The 20,459-nt window shown below is 74.2% G+C and carries 12 protein-coding genes; 3 read left to right on the forward strand and 9 right to left on the reverse strand.

Annotated elements, in window-relative coordinates; translation table 11 throughout:
• Window positions 1-65: 65 nt before the first annotated feature.
• Window positions 66-7,838, reverse strand: a complete 7,773-nt coding sequence (locus ABT354_RS13900; protein WP_351493075.1) for a non-ribosomal peptide synthetase — start codon at window positions 7,836-7,838, stop codon at window positions 66-68.
• Window positions 7,839-8,314: 476 nt separating this feature from the next.
• On the opposite strand from ABT354_RS13900, the gene ABT354_RS13905 reads away from it, so the two are divergent.
• Both ABT354_RS13905 and ABT354_RS13910 read left to right on the forward strand, forming a co-directional pair.
• Window positions 8,315-9,484, forward strand: coding sequence for a tryptophan dimethylallyltransferase family protein (locus ABT354_RS13905; RefSeq protein WP_351493077.1), 1,170 nt, complete (start codon window positions 8,315-8,317; stop codon window positions 9,482-9,484).
• Between the two features lie 20 nt (window positions 9,485-9,504).
• Window positions 9,505-10,518 carry an aldo/keto reductase family protein gene (locus ABT354_RS13910; RefSeq protein ID WP_351493079.1) on the forward strand — a complete coding sequence of 338 codons (1,014 nt, stop codon included), beginning with the start codon at window positions 9,505-9,507 and terminating at the stop codon, window positions 10,516-10,518.
• Between the two features lie 53 nt (window positions 10,519-10,571).
• On the opposite strand, the gene ABT354_RS13915 is transcribed toward ABT354_RS13910, so the two are convergent.
• The 7 genes from ABT354_RS13915 to ABT354_RS13945 all read right to left on the reverse strand — a co-directional run bounded on the left by ABT354_RS13915 (window position 10,572) and on the right by ABT354_RS13945 (window position 17,573).
• Entirely contained in the window at window positions 10,572-11,711 is a 1,140-nt protein-coding gene (locus ABT354_RS13915; RefSeq protein ID WP_351493081.1) for a YeiH family protein, read from the reverse strand.
• Complete coding sequence (locus ABT354_RS13920; protein WP_351493083.1) at window positions 11,711-12,283, reverse strand: cysteine dioxygenase family protein; 573 nt, start codon at window positions 12,281-12,283, stop codon at window positions 11,711-11,713. Before ABT354_RS13920 ends, ABT354_RS13915 begins: the two co-directional genes overlap by 1 nt.
• 167 nt (window positions 12,284-12,450) lie before the next feature.
• Window positions 12,451-13,356 (reverse strand): LysR family transcriptional regulator, encoded by a 906-nt coding sequence (locus ABT354_RS13925; RefSeq protein WP_351493085.1) that lies wholly within the window; start codon window positions 13,354-13,356, stop codon window positions 12,451-12,453.
• Between the two features lie 79 nt (window positions 13,357-13,435).
• Window positions 13,436-14,296, reverse strand: coding sequence for an ABC transporter ATP-binding protein (locus tag ABT354_RS13930; RefSeq protein ID WP_351493087.1), 861 nt, complete (start codon window positions 14,294-14,296; stop codon window positions 13,436-13,438).
• 72 nt (window positions 14,297-14,368) lie between these two features.
• The gene (locus ABT354_RS13935) at window positions 14,369-15,418 is read right to left on the reverse strand and encodes a FecCD family ABC transporter permease (protein WP_351493089.1); all 1,050 of its coding nucleotides are present in this window, start codon (window positions 15,416-15,418) and stop codon (window positions 14,369-14,371) included.
• The gene (locus ABT354_RS13940; protein ID WP_351493092.1) at window positions 15,415-16,461 is read right to left on the reverse strand and encodes a FecCD family ABC transporter permease; all 1,047 of its coding nucleotides are present in this window, start codon (window positions 16,459-16,461) and stop codon (window positions 15,415-15,417) included. The genes ABT354_RS13935 and ABT354_RS13940 overlap by 4 nt, the downstream gene beginning before the upstream one ends.
• The gene (locus ABT354_RS13945) at window positions 16,458-17,573 is read right to left on the reverse strand and encodes an iron-siderophore ABC transporter substrate-binding protein (RefSeq protein WP_351493094.1); all 1,116 of its coding nucleotides are present in this window, start codon (window positions 17,571-17,573) and stop codon (window positions 16,458-16,460) included. The genes ABT354_RS13940 and ABT354_RS13945 overlap by 4 nt, the downstream gene beginning before the upstream one ends.
• A 357-nt stretch (window positions 17,574-17,930) precedes the next feature.
• Between ABT354_RS13945 and ABT354_RS13950 the strand changes: the two genes are divergently transcribed.
• Window positions 17,931-19,202 carry an MFS transporter gene (locus tag ABT354_RS13950; protein WP_351493096.1) on the forward strand — a complete coding sequence of 424 codons (1,272 nt, stop codon included), beginning with the start codon at window positions 17,931-17,933 and terminating at the stop codon, window positions 19,200-19,202.
• A 22-nt stretch (window positions 19,203-19,224) separates the two neighbouring features.
• Here ABT354_RS13950 and ABT354_RS13955 read toward each other — a convergent pair whose 3' ends face one another.
• On the reverse strand, window positions 19,225-20,187 hold the full coding sequence (locus tag ABT354_RS13955) for a D-2-hydroxyacid dehydrogenase family protein (protein WP_351493098.1): 963 nt from the start codon (window positions 20,185-20,187) through the stop codon (window positions 19,225-19,227).
• Window positions 20,188-20,459: the final 272 nt, after the last annotated feature.

The following is a 20,459-nucleotide window of genomic DNA, read 5'->3' on the forward strand; positions in this document are numbered from 1 at the left end:
GGGCCGGTGTCGGGGGCCCGGAGTCAGGAGTCCGGTGTCGGGGACGCGGTGTCAGGGCCCCGGTGTCAGGGACGGCGGGTCGGGGGCGGGAAGAATCCGGCGGCGACGAAGTGGTCGGCGTAGGTGTGGATCAGGGTCCGGTCCAGTGCCGGGAACGCGGGCCCGGAGCCGTCGAGACCGGCCCGGGTGTGGGTGGTGTCGAGCGCGACTCCGGCGAGCCGGGTGAGGGCGGGCAGGGTGTCGGCGAGGAGCAGGGCCGCGTCCAGGCCGCCTCCGGTGCCGCCCGTGCGCGGGGTGGCGCCCGTGCGTGGGGTGGCGTCCGCCCGTTCGCGGAGGGTACGGGTCCACCGCTCGCGCTCCGTCTCCTCCAGCCGGTAGCCGTAGGACCGCAGATGGTCCAGGAGCACGGCGAAGGAAAGCGGGGCGGGGCAGGTGAGATGGTGGGCCAGGCCCAGGGCGCGCGGCTGCCCCGCGAGCCGGACCACGGCGGCGGCCGTCCAGTCGACGGGGATCAGATCGACCACGGGGTCCGGGTCCTCGGGCGTGGCCAGCAGCGGCGCGGAGCCGGTCAGCAGCATCGAGCGGACCAGATGCCAGAGCACATCGGCGCTGGGCCCGGCGCCGGTGACGGAGTGTCCGCTGATCCGTCCGCACCGGTAGACGGCGACGGGGGTGCCGCGTTCACCGGCCGTCCAGACCAGTTGTTCGGCCGCCCATTTGCTGGCGGGGTAGCCACCGGGCAGCAGGGTCGCGGGGTCGATCCGCCGCAGCTCCGGTACGGGCGCGGTGCCGTCGGCGGCCCCGACGGAGACGGCGGCGGTGGAGACATGGTGGACGGGGGTCGCCCCCCAGCGGGTCGCCAGGCGCAGGATCTCCTGGGTGCCCGTCACATTGGCCGCCCGCAGCCGGGCGTAGGGCTCGACGGCGTTGACCCGGGCACCGTTGTGGAAGACGGCGTCGACACGTTCCGCCAGCGCGTCGAAGCGGCGGGGGGTGAGTCCCAGCAGGGGCCGCTCCAGATCGCCGGGGACGGCGTGGACGCGTCCGCGCAGCTCCTCGTCCCACAGGCCGTACCGGGCCAGGGTGCGGTGGATCCGCCCGGCCGCGCCCTCGGTGCCGTGCGCGGTGGGGTCGGCGCGCACCAGGCAGTGCACGGTCGCGTCGGTACGGTCGAGGAGTTCGCGGAGCAGGAAGGAGCCGAGGAAGCCGGTGGCCCCGGTCAGCAGGACATGCCGCCAGGCGGTGGCGGGCGGTGCCGGGCTCCGGTGCGGCGGGCGGATCGCGGGGTCCAGTACGGCGTCGGCGACCGGGTCGTGCGGGGCGGCGCCGACCGGTACGGCGTCGGTATCGGTATCGGCATCGGTATCGCCCTCGAGGGCCGCGAGCAGGGCGGCGGGGGTCTGCCGCTCGAAGAGGATGCGCATGGGCGGCCGGGCGCCCAGCCGCCGGCCGATCCCGCTGATGACCCGGGGCACCAGCAGCGAATGGCCGCCCAGGGCGAAGAAGTTGTCGTCGAGGGTGACCCGGGGGATCGCGAGGACTTCGGCGAACAGCTCGCACATCGCCCGCTCGCGCGCGGTGGCGGGGGCCCGGCCGGCCGGGCGGGCCAGCGCCGCGAAGTCGGGTGCGGGCAGGGCGGCGCGGTCCACCTTGCCGGTCGCGGCGAGCGGCAGGGCGTCCAGGACCAGGACGACGGCGGGGACGAGATGGGCGGGGAGCAGCGCGGCGAGGTGTTCGCGCAGCCCGCTCCCGTCGGGTACGGGCCCGTCCCCGGCCGGTACGGCGTAGGCGACGAGGCAGAGGTCGCCGCGCGGGTCCTCGCGGGGCAGGACGACGGCCTGGGCGACCTCCGGGTGGGCCGTCAGGGCGGCCGCCACCTCTCCCGGTTCGATCCGGAAGCCGCGGATCTTGACCTGACCGTCCGTACGGCCCAGGAACTCCAGCTCCCCGGCGGTGTTCCAGCGGGCCAGGTCGCCGGTCCGGTACATCCGGGTGCCGGGGGGCCCGAAGGGGTCGGCGACAAAGCGTTCGGCGGTCAGCGCGGGCCGGCCGAGATAGCCCCGGGCCAGTCCCGCGCCCGAGATGTGCAGCTCACCGGGGACACCGGGGGCCACCAGGGAGAACGCGGGATCGAGCACATAGGCGCGGGCGTTGACCGTGGGACGGCCGATGGGGGGTGGGACGGTTCCGGAGAGCGGGGGGCTGAGCGTGGCGCAGACGGTGGTCTCCGTCGGACCGTAGCCGTTGATGAGCCGGCGCCCGGCGGACCAGAGCCGGACGGTCTCCCCGGAGGGCGCCTCACCGGAGACGATCATCGAGGTGAGCGAGGGCATGCCGCGGGGTTCCAGGACCGCGAGCGCGGCGGGGGGCAGGGTCGCGTGGCTGACGCGGTGGCGTTCGATCAGCGCGGTCAGACCGGGTCCGGGGGCGAGGGCGGCGGCGGGGGCCATGACCAGGGTGGCCCCGGTCAGCAGTCCCCCGCACAGCTCCCAGACGGCCCCGTCGAAGCTGTGGGAGGCGAACTGGAGGATCCGGCTGGTCTCCGTGACCCCGAACCGCAGCCGCTGGGCCTCGGCCACACCCGCGAAGCCGGCATGGGTGACCACGACCCCCTTGGGGCGGCCGGAGGAGCCCGAGGTGTGGATGACATAGGCGGGGTCGGCGCAGTCGAGCGGCCGGGCTCGCTCGCCGTCGGTGAGGTCGGTGCCCGCGAGCCCCGCCAGCTCCCGCCGGGTCGCCTCGTGGTCGAGGTCGACACGGAGCGGCCCGGGGTCGCCGAGCGGCGGCAGGGCCGTACCGGCCGGGGTCAGCAGCAGGACGGGGCGGGCGTCGTCGGCCATCAGCCGCAGCCGCGCGGCGGGCCAGTCGGGGTCCAGCGGGAGATAGGCGCTGCCCGCCTTGAGCACCGCGAGGGTCGCGACGGCCGATGCGGCGGTACGGGGCAGGGCGATGGCGACGACCCGCTCGGGTCCGGCGCCCCGGGCGATCAGCAGCCGGGCGAGCCGGTTGGCGCGGGTGTTCAGCTCCCGGTAGTCCAGGGTGGTGACCCGGCCCGCGCCGTCGTCGTGGAGGAGGGCGGTCGCCTCCGGGGTACGCCGCACCTGCTCCTCGAAGAGGGCGGGCAGCGTCCGGGTGGGGATCTGCGGCGCGGTGTCGCCGCTCCGCTCCAGCAGCAGTTCGCGTTCGCCGGGGAGCAGCACGGCGAGGTCGCCGATGGGCCGGTCGGGGTCGGTGACGGCGGCTTCGAGGAGCAGGAGGTAGCGCTGGACGAGGGTCCGGGCGGTGGCGCGGTCGAAGAGGTCGGTGCTGTACTCGGCGACCCCGTCAATGGTTCCGGGGCGGCCGTCGGGGCCCGGCCGCTCCCGCAGGCTCAGGGAGAGGTCGAAGCGGCAGGCCCCGGTGGAGACGGGCTCCTCCTCGACCTCCAGACCGGGCAGTTCGGGGATCCGTCCGGGGGCGTTCTGGAGCGCCAGCATCACCTGGAAGAGGGGGTGGCGGCCGGGGTCACGGGCCGGGGCCAGGGTGTCCACCAGCCGTTCGAAGGGCAGGTCCTGGTGGCCGTAGGCGGCGAGGTCGGTCTCCCGTACCCGGGCCAGCAATTCACGGAAGGCGGGGTCGCCCGAGGTGTCCGTGCGCAGCACCAGCATATTGACGAAGAAGCCGATCAGATCGTCGAGCGCGGGGTCGGTGCGGCCCGCGACCGGGGCGCCGACGACGATGTCGCTGCCCGCGCCGAGCCTGGTCAGCAGGGTCGCCAGGGCGGCGTGCAGCACCATGAAGGGGCTGACCCCGCACTCCTCGGCCACCCTGCGGACCTCTTGGTTCAGCCGCTCGCCGACGGTGAAGTGGAGGGTGTCGCCGCGCTGGGACGCGGTCGGCGGCCGGGGCCGGTCCAGGGGCGGGCCGACCTGCTCGGGGAGCCCGGCGAGGGTGGTCCGCCAGTGGGCGGTCTGCCGGGCGAGGGGGCTGTCGGGGTCGTCCTCGCCGCCGAGGAGTTCCCGCTGCCAGAGGGTGTAGTCGGCGTACTGCACCGGCAGCGGCGGGAGTCCGGGGTCGGCTCCCCGGCGGCGGGCGGCGTAGGCGGTGGCGAGGTCCCGCCACAGGGGTGCCAGGGACCAGCCGTCGCAGGCGATGTGATGGACGACCAGGACCAGGGTGTGGACACCGGGCCCGGTGGTGATCAGCCGGGCCCGCAGGGGGATCGCGCGGGCCAGGTCGAAGGGGAGGCCCACGGTGGCGTCGACCTCGTCGTCCAGCGCGTCCGGCGGGACGGTGGAGCGCTCCAGCGGGATCCGGGCTGCCGGTCCCGTCAGGACCCGCTGCCAGGGGGTTCCGGCGGTCTCCGGGAAGACGGTCCGCAGGCTCTCATGGCGGGCCAGTACATCACCGAGGGCGGCTTCGAGGGCCTCGGGGTCCGCCTCGCCGCGCAGCCGCAGCACCAGCGGGACATGGTAGGCGGCGCTCCGCCCGTCGAGCCGGCCGAGGAACCAGAGCCGGCGCTGGGCGAAGGAGAGCGGGGTCCGCCGGGGCCGCTCCACCCGGGTGAGCGGGGGTCTCTCCCCCGCGATGGCCCGGTCGACCGCGCCGGTCAGCGCGGCGACGGTGGGGGTGTCGAAGAGGGTGCGCAGCGGGAGTTCGAGGCCGAGCACGGAGCGGATCCGGGCGATGAGGCGGGTGGCGGAGAGGGAGTGCCCGCCGAGGGCGAAGAAGCTGTCGTCCACGGTGACCCGGGGGACGCCCAGGATGTCGGCGTACAGACCGCAGAGCAGACGTTCCATCGGGGTGCGCGGGGCCCGGCCGTGTTCCGCCGATCCGCTGTCCGGGCGGGGCAGCCGCCGCCGGTCGACCTTGCCGTTCGCGGTCAGGGGCAGGGTGTCCAGGACCACGATCGCCTCGGGGACGAGATAGGCGGGGAGCCGCTCGCCGAGGAAGGCGCGGACGGAGGCGACCAGCGCACCGGTGTCCCGTGCGGTCGCGGGGGCGCTGACCAGGGCGGCGAGCGGGGTGCCCAGCGGGGCGGGGTCACCGCTGCCCGGGGTGGCGGGGGGCCGGGCGGTGAGGACGATGTCCAGGGTGTCCCGTTCCGCCGTGGGACGGGACACCGAGGCGCGCAGCCCGCGGCCGGCCGCCAGCAGATGGAACTCCTCCAGGCCGGGGAAGTCGGTGTCGTTGAGGCTGTCCAGGGGCCGGACACGGCCGGGGGTCCCGTCCAGGGCGGCGAGGGCGGCGGCCACCGGGGCGAGGCGGTGGTCGGGGACACCGGTCACCCTCAGGTCGTCCCGGGAGCCGTCCGGTTCGGTGCGGCCGGTCCCGGGACGGGAGGGGTCGGGACGGTCGGCGTCCAGGTGGGCGGGGTCCAGGTGGGCGGCGAGCGCCTCCACCGTGGTGAGGTCGCGCCCCCAGCGCAGCTCACGGACGGCGGGCACGGGGCCGGCCGGCTCCTCCGGGGCCTTGCGCAGGACGGCGTCGTAGCGGTAGCGGGTCAGCTCGTTGACATACCGGCCGCGCTTGAGCCGCACCTCGGTGCCGCCGATGCCGGGGACGGCACGTGTCAGCTCGGTGAAGTAGGCCGGGTCCACCAGGAGTTCCTTCTCCCGGGCCATGCCGTGCCCGATGGCGTCCCGTACCGCGCCGGGGTCGTCGGGCAGATCGGGCCTGCGGAGCTGGACATCGGCGTGGAAGGCGCGCAGCAGCCGTGGGTCGCGGATGTCGCCGGCGAAGACGGCGCCGCCGGGGACCAGCAGTTCGACGGCGCGGGTGAGCACACCGGTGAGATAGGCGGCGTCGGGGAAGTACTGGATCACCGAATTGATGACAACGGTGTCAAAGAAGTCCTGTGGAAGGCCGTCGAGTTCATCCGCTGCGGCCTGCCGCAGCCGGACCCTGTCGGCGAGGTCGGGGTCCTCGGCGACCATCCCCTCCAGCGCCGTGATGACCTCGCCGGAGAGGTCCGTTCCCCAGTAGGAGGCACAGTGGGGAGCCAGCCGGGACATCAGCAGCCCGGTGCCCACGCCGATCTCCAGCACCCGGGAGGGGCGCAGTTCGGCGATGCGCTCGACGGTGGCGTCGCGCCACTCCTGCATCTGCTTGAGGGGGATCGGCAGGCCGTCGTAGCTGCTGTTCCAGCCGGAGAAGTCCTCGCCGAGACGGGTTCGGGCGGTCCGGTCGTAGAGCGAGTCGTAGATCGCCCGCCAGGCGGCGACGGACTCCTGCCGGTCCGGAGCGCCACCGGACCGCCCGGGGCCACCGGGCCACTTGGCGCCAACGGGGCCCCCTGGGCCGTCGAGCGGTCCGGGGCCCTCCGGACCCGCGTCCGGTCCCGCGTCCGGTGCCGGGAGCGTGGTGTCATCGGCCGGGACGACATAGCCGACGAGCCGTTTGTGGCCGGGCCGGTCCTCGCGGACGGTGACGGCGGCGCGGGCGACGGCGGGATGGCGGCCGAGGGCGGCCTCGGCCTCCGCGGGCTCGACCCGGTAGCCGCGGATCTTCACCTGGTCGTCGCCGCGCCCGAGGAACTCCAGCAGGCCGTCGCCGGTACGGCGGGCCAGGTCGCCGGTGCGGAAGAGCCGGTCGCCGGGGGCGCCCGCCGGGTCGGCGACAAAGCGGGCGGCGGTCAGCCCCGGACGGCCCTCGTAGCCGCGGGCCAGCCCGGAGCCCCCCAGATAGAGTTCGCCGGTCTCCCCGTCGGGCACCGGCCGGAGCCGTTCGTCGAGGAGGACCGCGCGCATGCCCGCCATGGCGGTGCCGATGGGGACCGAGGCGCCCGGTCCGCCGGGGTGCTCCACCCGGTGGCAGGTGGCGAAGGTGGTGGTCTCGGTCGGCCCGTAGCCGTTGACGACCGCCAGTTCCGGGCAGGCGGTCAGGACCCTGCGTACCCCCTCCACGGGGACCACGTCCCCGCCGGTCCACACCTCGCGCAGCCCGGCCAGACAGTGCGGGTCCTCGTCGGCGAGGACCGAGAAGAGCCCGGCGGTCAGCCAGAGCGCGGTGATCCCGTGCTGGGCGACCGCGTACCGGATACCGCGCGCGTCCAGCTCGCCGGGGGGAGCCACCACGACGGTGCCGCCCTGGAGCAGGGGCACCCAGAGTTCGAAGGTGGAGGCGTCGAAGGCGTGCGGGGAGTGGAGCAGGACCCGCCGGTGGGCCCCGCCGGCGAAGGCCGGGTCGGCGGCGAGGGCGACCACATTGGCGTGGGTGGTGACCACGCCCTTGGGTGTCCCCGTGGAGCCGGAGGTGAACATGAGGTACGCGGACCCGAGCGGATGGGACAACGCGTCCGTGCCGGTACCGGTGGTCTCCGTGGCAGTGCCCTGCGGCAGGTCCCGATCCATGTCCCGATCCGGGTCCGTGTCCGGGTCCAACTCCAACTCCGGCTCCAGGGAGACGGGCAGGATCTGGACGCCCCCGGGGGATGCCGCGCCCGCGCCGGGGGCCGTGAGCAGGGTCCGGGCCCCGGCCTCGGTGAGCATCCAGGCGGTGCGCGCGGCGGGCTGTCCCGGGTCCAGCGGCAGATAGCGGGCCCCGGCCCTGACCACCGCGAGCAGCGCCACCACCAGCTCGGCCGAACGCTCCAGGAGCACCCCCACGGTGGCCCCGGCACCGACGCCCCCGGCGGTCAGCCGCCGGGCCAGCCGGTCGGCGAGCCGGTCCAGCAGGTGATAGGTGAGCCGGGTGTCGCCGCTGATCAGAGCGGTCGCGTCGGGGGTGGCCCGGGCCTGTCGGGCGAACACCTCCGGAAGGGTGGCCCCGCCCGGAAGGGGCGCCCCGCCCTCGCCGGCGGCGAGGGGGGCGGCGGACACGGGCATGGCGGAGCGGCGGGACGATAACGGTCCGGACACGCGTGAAGTCCTCTCGCGGGCTTCCCGGGGCGCGGGAGAGCCGAAGCTGGGAAGCGGCAGGGAAGGCCGGCCCGGTGCGCCGGAGAAGGGGCCGGTGAGCGACGAGCGGTAGCGAGCGAGTCACAGTGTGTCGCCAGGTGCTGAAGGGCTGATGGAATCTGGCCTTTTCCGTTTCGACCGCGAGTGATCTTTTACGGAAATAGGACGCCCGGCCTCAACATCCCAGGTACAGGGGCGCGTTCCGGCGCCACCACGGACACGTGTCCCACCGGCGTACACGCCCCGCGGGCGCCGGTGACAGGGGGCGCGACGCCGGGTTCACCCTTACAGAACTGTTTCATCTTGTCCGGAAGTGCTCGCCCCGCGATCGGGCGCGGCCATCAATGTGCGCAAGTACCGGCGAAGACGGCCCTCTTCGGTGGATCCTTACTCGCCTTTGCCTCGGTGATCGATCCGACTACACATCAGGAGACGGGATGCGGACGACCGGCCCCGCCCAGGGCACCCCCCACGACTTCACCCCCGGCACGGGGGTGATCGCGGAGATGTCCGGGCGCCCGCTGCGCTTCGCGTCGTCGCGCTACCGACCGGACGACACCTATGCGGAGGTCGCCGACGACCGGATCCGGCGCGCCCGCGAGGCCCTGGGGCTCACCGGCGAGAGCCATGAGTCGACCCTGGAACTGATCACCGAGATCTCCGCACCCTGGGGGGATCTGCCGGTGGGCACTCCCCCTCGGCGCGGCTGCTGGGTCTCCGTCGACGGCATGCCCTTCGAGCCCTCCGTCGCCTGGACCGACGGCGAACCCGCCGTACGGCTCTCCTTCGAGTCGCCCGGCGACGGCACCATCGCCTCCCGGATGCGGGACGGCCTGCGGACGACCCGGCTGCTCGCCGGGCACCCCGGGGTGTCGATCGACCGCTTCCTGGAGATCGCGCCCCTGTTCACCCCCGACGATCCGCAGGGGTACTTCGTCATCGCCCACGCGGTCGCCTGGCGACCCGGCGGCCCGCCCGCCTACAAGGTCTTCCTCAACCCGGCCGTCGGCGGGCGGGAGCACTCCGCCGCGCGGGCGGCCGAGGCGTTCAAGCGCCTCGGTCTGGAACGCCCCTGGTCGGCGCTGGCCGACCATCTGGGCGGTGAGTTCACCCCCGCCCATGAACCGGTCTGTGTCGCCCTGGACCTGGTCGGCGACGAGGCGCTCCGCGCCCAGCTGTATGTCGCCCACTCCGGGGTGTCCGCGGCGGAGATCGACGCCAAGGCCGCCGTCGCGCGGGACCATGTCCCCGGACTCTTCACCCGCGCCCTGGAGGGGATCAACGGCCCGCACACCGCGCCCGCGTGGGGCCGCAAGCCGGCGGTCACCACCTTCACCCTGGACCCCCGGCACGATCTGCCCAGCGCGGCGACGTATGTCCCCATGATCCCGGTGCACGACCACGACGAGGCCGCCCGCGACCGGGTGGCCGCCTTCCTCCGCGCCGAACAGCCGGATGTCGCCGGGCCCTACGCGGCGCTCCTGGACGCCCTCGCCGACGAGCCGCTCTCCCGGTCGGTCACCCAGAACTTCGTCTCGTACCGGGGCGGCGACTCCCGGCGCTTCTCCGTCTATCTCGCCCCGGGCCTCTACCGCCCCGCCGGCTGACGGAAGGGAACGCCGACCCCATGGAATTCCGTCATCTGGGGCACAGTGGGCTGATCGTCAGCCGGCTGGCCTACGGGAACTGGCTCACCGGGCCCTCCGCGCGGGACGAGAAGACGGACGCGGCCTGCGTCCGGGCCGCGCTCGACGCGGGCATCACCACCTTCGACACCGCCGACGTCTACGCGGACACCCGGGGGGAGGAGTCCCTGGGCCGGGCGCTGAGGGGCGTACGCCGGGAGGGGCTGGAGATCCTGACCAAGGTCTTCGCCCCCACCGGCCCCGGCCGCAATGACCTCGGGCTCTCCCGCAAGCACATCCAGGAGTCCATCGACGGCTCCCTGCGCCGGCTGGGCATGGCGTACGTGGATGTCTACCAGGCCCACCGCTTCGACCCCTCCACCCCGCTGGAGGAGACCATGGAGGCGCTGGCCGATGTGGTGCACACGGGCAGGGCCCACTACATCGGGGTCTCCGAGTGGACCGCCGACCAGATCGCGCGGGGCCATGCGCTCGCACGGGAGCTGCGGATCCCGCTGGTGGCCCACCAGACGCAGTACTCGGCCCTGTGGCGGGTGCCGGAGAGCGAGGTGATACCCGCCTGCGCGGAGCTGGGGGTGGGGCAGATCGCCTGGTCACCGCTGGCCCAGGGGGTCCTGACGGGCAAGTACGCGGCAGCGGCGGGGCGGTGGCCCGAGGGATCCCGGGCCACCGCGGAGAACGACGGGTCCGCACTGCTGGCGGGCTGGCTCACCGACGAGGTACTGGACCGGGTGGGACGGCTGCGGCCGATCGCCGCGGAGCTGGGGCTGACCACCGCCCAGCTCGCCCTCGCCTGGGTACTGCACCGCCCCGGGGTGTCGGCGGCGGTGATCGGGGCGTCCCGGCCGGAGCAGATCACCGACAACGCCCGCGCGGCGGAGATACGGCTGGCGGACGACGCCCTGGCCGCCGTCGAGGAGGCGCTGGCACCGGTGGTCACCTGGACCGCGCCCGAGCCCGCCGGGCCCACGGACCCCGGCTGGCGCCTCGGGTGACCGCCCGGCACCTCTTCCGGGCCCCGCCCCGTCCCGGAAGAGGTGCCGGCGGGTCAGGTGGTGAGCAGGACCCCGCCGTAGGAGATCGCGGCGATCAGTACCCAGGCGGCCAGGCCCAGACCCGCGACCCGGACACCGGTACGGCTGAGGGAGGGCAGATGGACGGCGCTGCCGAGGGCGAAGAGGGCGGCGGCGAGCAGGATCTCCTGGACGGTGGCGGCACCCTCCAGCACCCCCGCGGGGACCACCCCGGTGCTGCGCAGCGCGACCATGGCGAGGAACCCGGCGACAAAGAGCGGCAGCAGCGGCGGGCGCGCGGCGCGGGAGCCCGCACCGTTGCCGGGGGTGGCGGGGGTGGCGGCGAGACGGCGGCGGACGGCCAGGGCGAGCAGCGCGACCAGCGGGGCCAGCGCCATGACCCGCAGCAGCTTGACGACGACGGCGTCGGTGAGGGCCGGTCCGCCCGCGGTGCCCGCCGCGGCGACGACCTGGCCGACATCGTGGACGGAGGCGCCGACCCAGCGGCCGAACTCGGCGTCGCTCAGGCCCAGGGGGTGGTGGAGCAGGGGCAGGACGACGATGGCGAGGGTGCCGCAGAGGGTGACCAGGGCGATGGAGGGGGCGATGTCCTCCTCGTCGCTGTCGCGGACGGCGGCGACCGCCCCGATGGCGGAGGCGCCGCAGATGGCGTAGCCGGTGGCGATGAGCAGCGGCTGGTCCGCGGGGAGCCCCAGGCGGCGGCCGAGCCACCAGGTGCCCAGCAGGGTCGCGGTGACCACACCGGCCACCATGGCGACGGTGGCCCAGCCGAGTCCCAGCAGATCGCCCATGCCGACCTTGAGGCCGAGCAGGACGATGCCGACGCGCATCAGCCGCCGGGAGGCGAGGGCCAGTCCGGGGCGGTACGGACCGGTGAGCCGGGGCCGCAGCCGTGGCAGATGCGCGACGGCGACGCCGAGCAGGACGGCGGCGGTGAGCAGGGGCACGGCGGGTACGGCCCGGTGCACCAGCCAGGCGGCGATGGTCGCGGCGGCGGCGAGGGCGAGTCCCGGTGCCGTGGCGGAGAGGGCCGGGGGTATCCGTCCCCGCCGGGGTCCGGTGGGGACGGTACGGGAGCCGCCGGGCTTCGTACGCGTTTCGGCGGCGTGGGTACGGGGTGCGGCCGCCGCGGTACGGGTGCCGAGGAGGGCCATCAGCGGTCGGCCGGGAGGTCGTAGACCCGGCGGATGCTGCTGCCGAGCCGGGAGATGTCGGCGCCGTAGACATGGAAGGAGACGGCGGGTCCCGGTCCGTCGTTGCGGACCAGATGGATGTCGCCGGGCGGGGCGAAGGCGGCCACGGTGCCCTGGGGGTTGACGACGTCCTCGACGGCGACGAGCCGGGCGGCGCGCCCGTCCGGCACCAGGACATAGCGGCGTTCGCTCTCCGTACCCTCATGGACTCCGGTGACGCACCAGGAGACATGGTCGTGGACGGGGGTGTGCTGGCCGGGCAGCCAGACGAGGGCGACCAGCGAGAAGCTGCCGTCGGCCTCGGCGTGCAGCACATGCTGGCGGTAGCCCTCGGGGTCGCCCTCGCGCTGGGCGGGGGTGAGCAGCCCCGGGGTGCCGAGGTAGGGGCCGAGGGTGCGGGCGACGAGCCGGGCCGTGGGCTCGGGTGCGAGACCGAGCCGGACGTCGGCGCGCAGGGCGTCGACCAGGCGGGCCAGCCGGGATGCCGGGGTGGCCTCGGGGGTGAGGAGGCCGGGAGCGGCGGAGGTCGTCATGACCGCAGGCTGCGCCCGTGGATCCATCACGTCCAGCGAGGGTTTGTTGCCGTTGCCCCCATGAACGCTTATGGATGGGGGGTGCGGGGGCCGGTGGGTACGGTGGTCGGCGGCGACCCGGCGGGGCGTGCGGCGGGATGTGCGGAGGGGGCGGGGCGGGGGCGGGGTCAGCAGCCGACGCGGTTGGCGGCGACCCGGCGCAGCTCGTCCAGGACCAGTCCGGTGGCGGGGATGCGCTGGTGGTCCCGGAGGACATAGGCGGAGACCCGCCGGAAGGCATGGGGTTCCAGCAGCCGTCCGGTGATCTTGCGATGGCAGAGGAAGGAGAGGACCAGGGCGGGCATCATCGCGATGCCGATACCGGCCGCGACCATGGACTGGACCACGAGGTTGTCGTCGGAGGCGAAGGCGATGTCGGGGGTGAATCCGGCCTCGGCGCAGGTGTGCAGGAAGTGGGCGCGGCAGCGGGGGCAGCCGGCGATCCAGCGTTCCCGGGAGAGGTCGCCGAGGTGCACGGCGCGGCGGCGGGCGAGCGGGTGGCCGGTGGGCAGCAGGACGGTGACCCTGTCCTCCAGCAGCCGTATCTCCTCGACCTCCTGCGGGGTCTCGACGGCGAGGCCGGGGTAGCTGAAGGCGAGGGTGATGTCGCACTCGCCCCGGGTGAGCAGCCGCAGCGACTCGGGGGGTTCGCCCTCCAGCAGTTCGACGCGGACTCCGGGGTGGTCGGTGTGGAGCCGGGCCATGGTCTCGGGTATCAGGGTGGCGGCGGCGCTGGGGAAGGCGCAGACGCGTACCCGCCCGGAGCGCAGCCGGGTGAGGGCGTCGATCTGCCGCCGGGCGGCGTCGACGGACTCCAGGATGGTCCCGGAGTGGCGGGCGAGGGCGAGTCCCGCTTCGGTGAGGCGCATCCTGCGGCCGACGCGGGTGAACAACGGGGTGCCGACATCCCGTTCGAGTGCCTTCATCTGCTGGCTGACCGCGGGCTGGGTGTATCCCAGGGTGCGGGCGGCCGCGGAGTAGGACCCGGATCTGACGACTTCATGAAAGGTCTTGATCTGCCGGGAGTCGAACACGCTCGAAATCATAAGCAGAATTTGGGGTGACGAAAGAATCGGACCGCATTCCGTCCGAAAAGAGCATGTCTCTCCGGTATCACCCCATCCGCTTGCCTTCCAGGCTCCCCCCACCCGCTCCGGACGGTGCCGCAGGGTCCGGCCGGATGCCGTGCCGGCCGATGGGGAGCATCAGGGGCCGCCCGGAGAGGGGGTCCTCGATGACCCGGCTCTCCAGCCCGAAGACCGCGCGGACCATCTCCTCGGTGAGGACCTCGGACGGGGTCCCGGCGGTGTGCAGCCGGCCCGCCGCGAGGGCGACGAGATGGTCGGCGTACCGGGCGGCGAGATTGAGGTCGTGCAGGACCATCACGACGGTGGTGCCCCGGTCCCGGTTCAGATCCGTCAGCAGATCCAGCACCTCGATCTGGTGGCTCGCGTCCAGGAAGGTGGTCGGCTCGTCCAGCAGCAGGATGTCGGTCCGCTGGGCCAGGGCCATCGCTATCCAGACCCGCTGGCGCTGGCCCCCGGACAGCTCGTCCACACTGCGGTCGGCGAGCGCGGTGGTGTCGGTCGCCTCCAGGGCCGCCGCCACGGCCGCGTCGTCCTCGGCGCGCCACCGCGAGAACATGCCCTGGTGGGGATGGCGCCCCCGGCCGACGAGATCGGCGACGGTGATCCCCTCGGGGGCGACCGGCGACTGGGGCAGCAGCCCGAGGGTACGGGCGAGTTCCCGGGCGGGCAGCCGGTGGATCCGCCGGCCGTCGAGGAGGACCCGGCCCTCCCGGGGGGTCAGCAGCCGGGACATGGAGCGCAGCAGGGTGGACTTCCCGCAGGCGTTGGCGCCGACGATGGCCGTGATCCGGCCGGGTGGCACGGCCAGGTCCAGGGAGCGCACGACGGTGCGGTCCCCGTAGCCGAGGGTGAGGTGTTCGGCGGCCAGGGTGTGGTCGGTGGTCATGGGGAGCCTCCCGCCCGGCGGAAGGGGTAGCTGGTCACTGGGGGCCTCCCGGCCGGCGGGAGCGGGCCCCGGTCACAGGGAGCCCCCCGCCCGGTTGGTGCGGACGATCAGATAGATGAGATAGGGCGCGCCGAGCACCCCGGTGACGACGCCGACCGGGAGCCGGGTGTCGAAGGCGAACTGCCCGGTGAAGTCGGCGACCAGGACCAGCAGGGCGCCGACGAGTCCGGCGGGGACGAGCGGGGAGCCGCCCGGACCGGTGATCCGCGCGGCGATGGGCCCGGAGAGAAAGGCGACGAAGGCGATCGGCCCGGCCGCCGCGGTGGCGAAGGCGATCAGACCGACGGCGGCGAGGATCACCAGCAGGCGGGTGCGCTCGACGCGTACCCCGAGGGCGGCGGCGGTGTCGTCGCCGAGCCGCAGCGCGGACAGGTTCCGCGCCTGCGCCAGCAGGACGGGGCCGAACACGGCGAGGGCCGCGGCGGCGGGCCCGGTCTGCGTCCAGGTGGTGCCGTTGAGGCTGCCGGTCAGCCAGCGCATCGCCTCCTGGAGGTCCCACTCGGCGGCCTGGGACAGCACATAGGCGACCACACTGTCGAGCATGGCCGCGATCCCGATACCGATGAGCACCAGCCGGGTGCCGGCCAGACCGTCCTTGAAGGCCAGGGTGTGGACGAGGAGCGCCACGGCGAGGGCGGACACCACGGCGATCACCGACACCTGGGTCCCGCCGAGGGAGAAGAGGACGATGGCGATGGCCGCCCCGGCGCTCGCGCCCGAGCTGATGCCGATGACATCGGGGCTGGCGAGCGGGTTGCGGAGCATCGTCTGGAAGGTGACCCCGGCCATGCCGAAGCTGAAGCCGGCCACCACCGCGAGCACGGCCCGGGGCAGCCGCAGCCGGCCGACCGTGAAGGTGGCGCCCGGCACCTCCTCGCCGAGGACGACCCGGATCACCTCGCCGAGCGGATAGACCGTCCGCCCCGCCATCAGGGTCACGGTGAAAGCGGCCACCACCAGGACGGCGAGCAGCAGGGCGACCGCGCGGCGGCGCAGCGCCCGGCGGGTCCGGCCACGGGCGACCGCCTCGACGGCGGCGGGTCGGACGGTGAGGGGACTCACAGGGCACGCACCTTCTGCCTGCGGACGATCCAGATGAAGAACGGGGCGCCGATGAGGGCCGTCACGACACCCACATCGATCTCCGCGGGCGGGGCGACGATCCGGCCGAGGACATCGGCGGCGGTGAGCAGCACCGCGCCCAGCAGCATGGCGAAGGGCAGCAGCCAGCGGTGGTCCACGCCGATGAGCAGCCGGCAGGCGTGGGGGACGACCAGGCCGACGAAGCCGATCGGTCCGGCGATGGCGGTCGCGGCGCCGCAGAGCACGACGGAGCCGAGGGCGGCCAGGCCCCGGGCGACGGCGACCCGTTCGCCGAGCCCGGCGGCGAGTTCGTCGCCGAGCGCCAGCGAGTTCAGCGCCTTGGCCGACACCAGACTGAGGGCGCAGCCGACCGCGAGGAAGGGGAGGACCTGGGCCGTGCGGTCGAAGGTGGCGCCGCCCACTCCGCCGATCTGCCAGAGCCGGAAGCCGCCCGCGATGTCATTGCGGGGCAGCACCACGGCGGTGACGAGGGAGGCGAGGGCGGCCGAGGTGGCGGCCCCGGCGAGGGCCAGCTTCAGCGGGGTGGCGCCGCCCCGGCCGAGGGAGCCGACCCCGTACACGAAGAGGGCCGAGAGCGCCGCGCCCGTCATGGCGACCCAGATCCGGCCGGTGGCGGAGGTGAGTCCGGCGTACGCGACGGCGATGACCACGGCGAGCGAGGCGCCCATATTGATCCCGAGGACCCCGGGGTCGGCCAGTGGGTTGCGGGTCACGCCCTGCATGACGGCGCCCGAGAGGCCGAGCGCGGCGCCGATCAGCACCGCGAGGACGGTACGGGGGACGCGCCGGGCGACGGCGGCCTGTTCGAGGGTGGTGTCCGCGCCGCCGAGTCCGGCCCAGACATCGGCCCAGCCGACCGCCCGGGAGCCGACAGCGACGGAGGCCGTCATCAGCGCGGCCAGCACCAGCAGGGTCGCGAGGAGCCACAGCCACCGGGTCCGGGCCGGACGCCGCCGTACCGTGGCGGCGTCCGGTGCGGATCGGGCGGTGGCCGCGGTCACGCTCCCTTGTCCCCGGACTTGTCGCCGGACTTGTCGCCCGACTTGGCCGTGGCCTTGCCGGTGACCTTGTCGGCGGCCTTGGCGAGCGCGGCGGCATAGTCGTCCAGGACCCAGTCGATCGACAGCGGGGTCGGGTTGGCCGCCGTCGCGAGCGGGGTGCTGCCGGGCAGCAGATACATCGAGTCGCGTTCGATCGCGGGCATCTTGGAGACCAGCGGGTCCTTGCGGAGCGCCGTGGCCAGCTCGCCCTTCTCGTCGCCGTAGCCGGTGATGATGTCCACGTCGTCGAAGATGTCGATCTGTTCGGCGCTGCGGGTGAGCGCGAACTTCTTCGTCCCCTTCGACACCCCGGCGAGGCTGTCGGGGATCCGCATCCCGAGGTCCTCGAAGAAGAGCGTCCGGGTGTCGTTCGCGGTGTAGAAGCCGACCTTGCTGACGTCCCCGGCGTCGATGTGCGAGAGGAACATCGCGGACTTCCCCTTGAGCTGGGGGTACTTGGCGGCGGTCCGGGCGATCCGGCCCTCCAGGTCCTTGACCAGCTTCTCGCCCTCGGCGGCGAGGCCGATGGCCTTGCTGTTGGAACGGACGATCTCCCGCCACGGGGTCGCCCACGGGGCGTCGGGGTAGGCGACCACGGGGGCTATCTCACTGAGGGTCTCGTAGTCCCGCTCGGTCAGCCCCGAGTACGAGGCGAGGATGACATCGGGGTCGGTGTCGGCGACGGCCTCAAAGTCGATGCCGTCGTTCTCGTCGAAGAGGACCGGGGTCTTCGCGCCCAGCTTCTCCAGTTCCTTCTCCACCCAGGGCAGTACCCCGTCGCCGTCGTCGTCGCCGAAGTCCGCCTTGGCCATGCCCACGGGGACCACGCCGAGGGCGAGCGGCACCTCGTGGTTGGCCCAGTTCACCGTGGCGACACGCGTCGGCTTCTCGGAGATGGTCGCCGTCCCGAGGGCGTGCTTGATCGTGAGCGGGAAGGTGCCGGAGGCGGCGGTGTCCTTGCCGCCGCCGTCCTTCTTCCTGTCGTCGTCCCCGGTGGAGGAGGGGCCGCCGCAGGCGGCGAGGGTCGCGAGGGCGGCGGCGACCGTGAGCAGCCGCAGAGGGTGTGAACGCATAGGTGTCAGAACTCCACTGGTCCGGATGGATCAGGTGCCGGTCCTCGCACGCCCGGGTTCCGGGATGGCGTCGTGGAGTCGGTGCACCGCAGGGGCGCAAGCGCTTAGGTAAGGCTTGCCTTGGTACTGTAGGGAATGTCGATCAATGTCGCAATCACCTTCCGGCGGGCGGACGGGCCCCGGAGGATGGCCGGTTCCGGTCGGGCCGCCGGGACCCACGGCAGGCCGTTCCGCCGGGAAGGGCGCAGACTTCCTCAGAGGCGGGTGCGTCCCCGGGAGGGACGGGGACATCCCCCGGCGTGATGCGCGTCATGGGCGTGATGGGCGTGATCGGTGCGACGGACCGAGGTGACCGGTATGACGAAGGACCGCGCCACTTCCCGGACCTCCCCGCGCCATCGCACCTCCCCGCGCCGCCGGACGGCCCCCCGCCACCGGCTGGGCTACGGCTCCGCGGCGGCGGTCTTCGCCGTCGGCATGGCGGGCACCACCCTGCCCACCCCGCTCTACGGCCTCTACCGCGCGGAACTGGGCTTCTCCGAGCTGACCGTGACCCTGGTCTTCGCCAGTTACGCGGCGGGGGTCATCCTCACCCTGCTGCTGCTGGGCGACCACTCCGACCGCGCGGGCCGGCGCCCGGTCCTGCTCGCCGCCCTGCTGTTCGGCGCGGCCAGTGCCGTCTGCTTCCTGCTGGAGAGCGGGCTGCCGCAGCTCTACGCGGGCCGGGTGTTCTCCGGTTTCTCGGCGGGCCTGCTGAGCGGGGCGGGCACGGTCACCGTGCTGGAGCTGGCGGCCCCCGGGCAGCGCTCCCGGGCCGGGTTCGCGGCGACCGCGGCCAATATGGGCGGGCTCGGCTGCGGGCCGCTGCTCGCCGGTTTTCTGGCCGAGTACGCGCCCGCGCCGCTGATCCTGCCCTTCGTCGTCCATCTCGTCCTGCTGGGCGCCGCCTGCGCGGTGGTGCTCCTGCTGCCCGAGACGGTGCCGGAGCCCCGGCCCTGGACGCGCCCGGTCCCCCTGGGGCTCTCGGTCCCGCCGGAGGTGCGGGGCGTCTTCGTACCGGCCGCCGTCGCCGCGTTCGCCGGCTTCTCGCTGATGGGGCTGTTCACCGCCGTCGCGCCGAGCTTTCTCGTGGAGACCCTGGGCGAGCGGAATCTGGCGGTCTGTGGACTGGTCGTATTCGCCGTGTTCCTCGCCTCCACCCTCGGGCAGGCGCTGACGGACCGGGTCCCGGCGGGCACCGCCCTGCCCCTGGGCTGTCTGGTGCTGGTGGCCGGACTGCTGCTGGTCGGCGCCTCGTTGTGGATGGCGTCGCTGGCGCTGCTGATCGGCGGCGGGGTGTGCGGCGGGCTCGGGCAGGGGCTCGCCTTCCGCGCGGGACTGACCGCCGTCGGCGCGGCGGCGCCCGCCGCCCACCGGGCCGCCACCGTCTCCTCGTTCTTCGTCGTCGCCTATCTGGGCATCGCCGTGCCGGTCATCGGGGTGGGGGCGCTGGCCATGGCGCTGGATCTGCGGGACGCGGGCCTGATCTTCACCGGGTGCGCGATCCTGGTCGCCACCGCCACGGGTCTGTGGCTGTGGCGGCGGCGCACGGAGACCGTGGCCGCCCTCCCGGACAACCCCGCCCCCTGACACCCGGTCCGGGGCGCCGGTCTCAGCCCAGCAGCCGTACCGGGGCACCCGCCAGGTACGCCTGGATGTTCTCGACCGCCTGCCCGTAGTACGTCGCGTAGTTGGCCCGCGACACATAGCCGAGGTGCGGCGTCGCCAGCAGTCGCGGCGCGGTCCGCATCGGATGGCCGGCCGGCAGCGGCTCGATGTCGAACACATCGACACCCGCCCCCGCGATGGCGCCGCTGTGCAACGCGGCGAGCAGGGCGTCCTGGTCCACGATCGCGGCCCGGGAGGTGTTGACCAGATAGGCGGTACGCCGCATCAGCGCCAGCTCCCGGGCGCCCACCAGGCCCCGGGTGCGCTCGCCGAGGGCCAGATGGACGGAGACGAAGTCACTCGTCCCCATCAGCTCCTCCAGCGAGCCGGCCCGCGCCACGCCGACCTCGTCGGCCCGCTCCTGGGTCAGGTTGGCGCTCCAGGCGGTCACCTCCATCCCGAAGGCCAGACCGACCCGGGCGACCCGGCCCCCGATCTTCCCGAGGCCCAGCAGACCGAGCCGCCGGCCGTGCAGATCGGCGCCGACCGTGGACTGCCAGGGCCCGCCCTCGCGCAGTGCGGTCGACTCGGCCACGATCCCCCGGGCCAGCCCGAGCAGCAGGGCCCAGGTCAGTTCCACGGGCGGGGTGGACGAGCTGGTGGTGCCGCAGACGGTGACCCCCTGGCGGGCCGCCGCGGCGAAGTCGATCACCGAGTTGCGCATCCCGGAGGCGATCAGCAGCTTCAGCCGGGGCAGCCGTGCGAGGAGGGAGGCCGGGAAGGCGACCCGTTCACGGAGGGTGACGACGATCTCGGCGTCGGCGAGGGCGGCGGCCAGCTCGTCCTCGTCCGTGAAGTGCTGCGGGAAGGAGACCACCTCGACCCGGTCGGCCAGGGGTGACCAGTCGGCGGCGGTGGCCGCGGCGGACTGGAAGTCGTCGAGTACGGCACAGCGGTGGACGGTCATGGCGCGCGGCTCTCCCCTCGTGGGCGGATGCGGTGACCCGGTGCGGCACCGGCCGGACCCGGACACTGGGCAAGGATCATCCCTCCCGGGGCCCGGCGAGGGGCGACCGGGGTGCCCTTGCCCCTGCTTCGGGACCGTCACCGCAGGTCAGCGGCGTTGGCGGGCTGTGGGCGCGGGGGATGGCGGGCGCCTACAGTGGAGAGACGGCCCCGGCGGGCCGAATCCGGGACGGCCCCGGTCGTCCCGCCCCGGCAACCGCACATCCCGTCTTC

This window comes from Streptomyces sp. NPDC000594, assembly GCF_040299965.1.
Classification (GTDB): domain Bacteria; phylum Actinomycetota; class Actinomycetes; order Streptomycetales; family Streptomycetaceae; genus Streptomyces.

Excerpts from the sequence above, each read along its gene's own strand:
- ABT354_RS13905 (WP_351493077.1), top strand. The coding sequence starts at position 8,315 with ATGCGGACGACCGGCCCCGCCCAGGGCACCCCCCACGACTTCACCCCC.
- ABT354_RS13910 (WP_351493079.1), top strand. The coding sequence starts at position 9,505 with ATGGAATTCCGTCATCTGGGGCACAGTGGGCTGATCGTCAGCCGGCTG.
- ABT354_RS13915 (WP_351493081.1), bottom strand. The coding sequence starts at position 11,711 with ATGGCCCTCCTCGGCACCCGTACCGCGGCGGCCGCACCCCGTACCCAC.
- ABT354_RS13920 (WP_351493083.1), bottom strand. The coding sequence starts at position 12,283 with ATGACGACCTCCGCCGCTCCCGGCCTCCTCACCCCCGAGGCCACCCCG.
- ABT354_RS13930 (WP_351493087.1), bottom strand. The coding sequence starts at position 14,296 with ATGACCACCGACCACACCCTGGCCGCCGAACACCTCACCCTCGGCTAC.
- ABT354_RS13945 (WP_351493094.1), bottom strand. The coding sequence starts at position 17,573 with ATGCGTTCACACCCTCTGCGGCTGCTCACGGTCGCCGCCGCCCTCGCG.
- ABT354_RS13950 (WP_351493096.1), top strand. The coding sequence starts at position 17,931 with ATGACGAAGGACCGCGCCACTTCCCGGACCTCCCCGCGCCATCGCACC.
- ABT354_RS13955 (WP_351493098.1), bottom strand. The coding sequence starts at position 20,187 with ATGACCGTCCACCGCTGTGCCGTACTCGACGACTTCCAGTCCGCCGCG.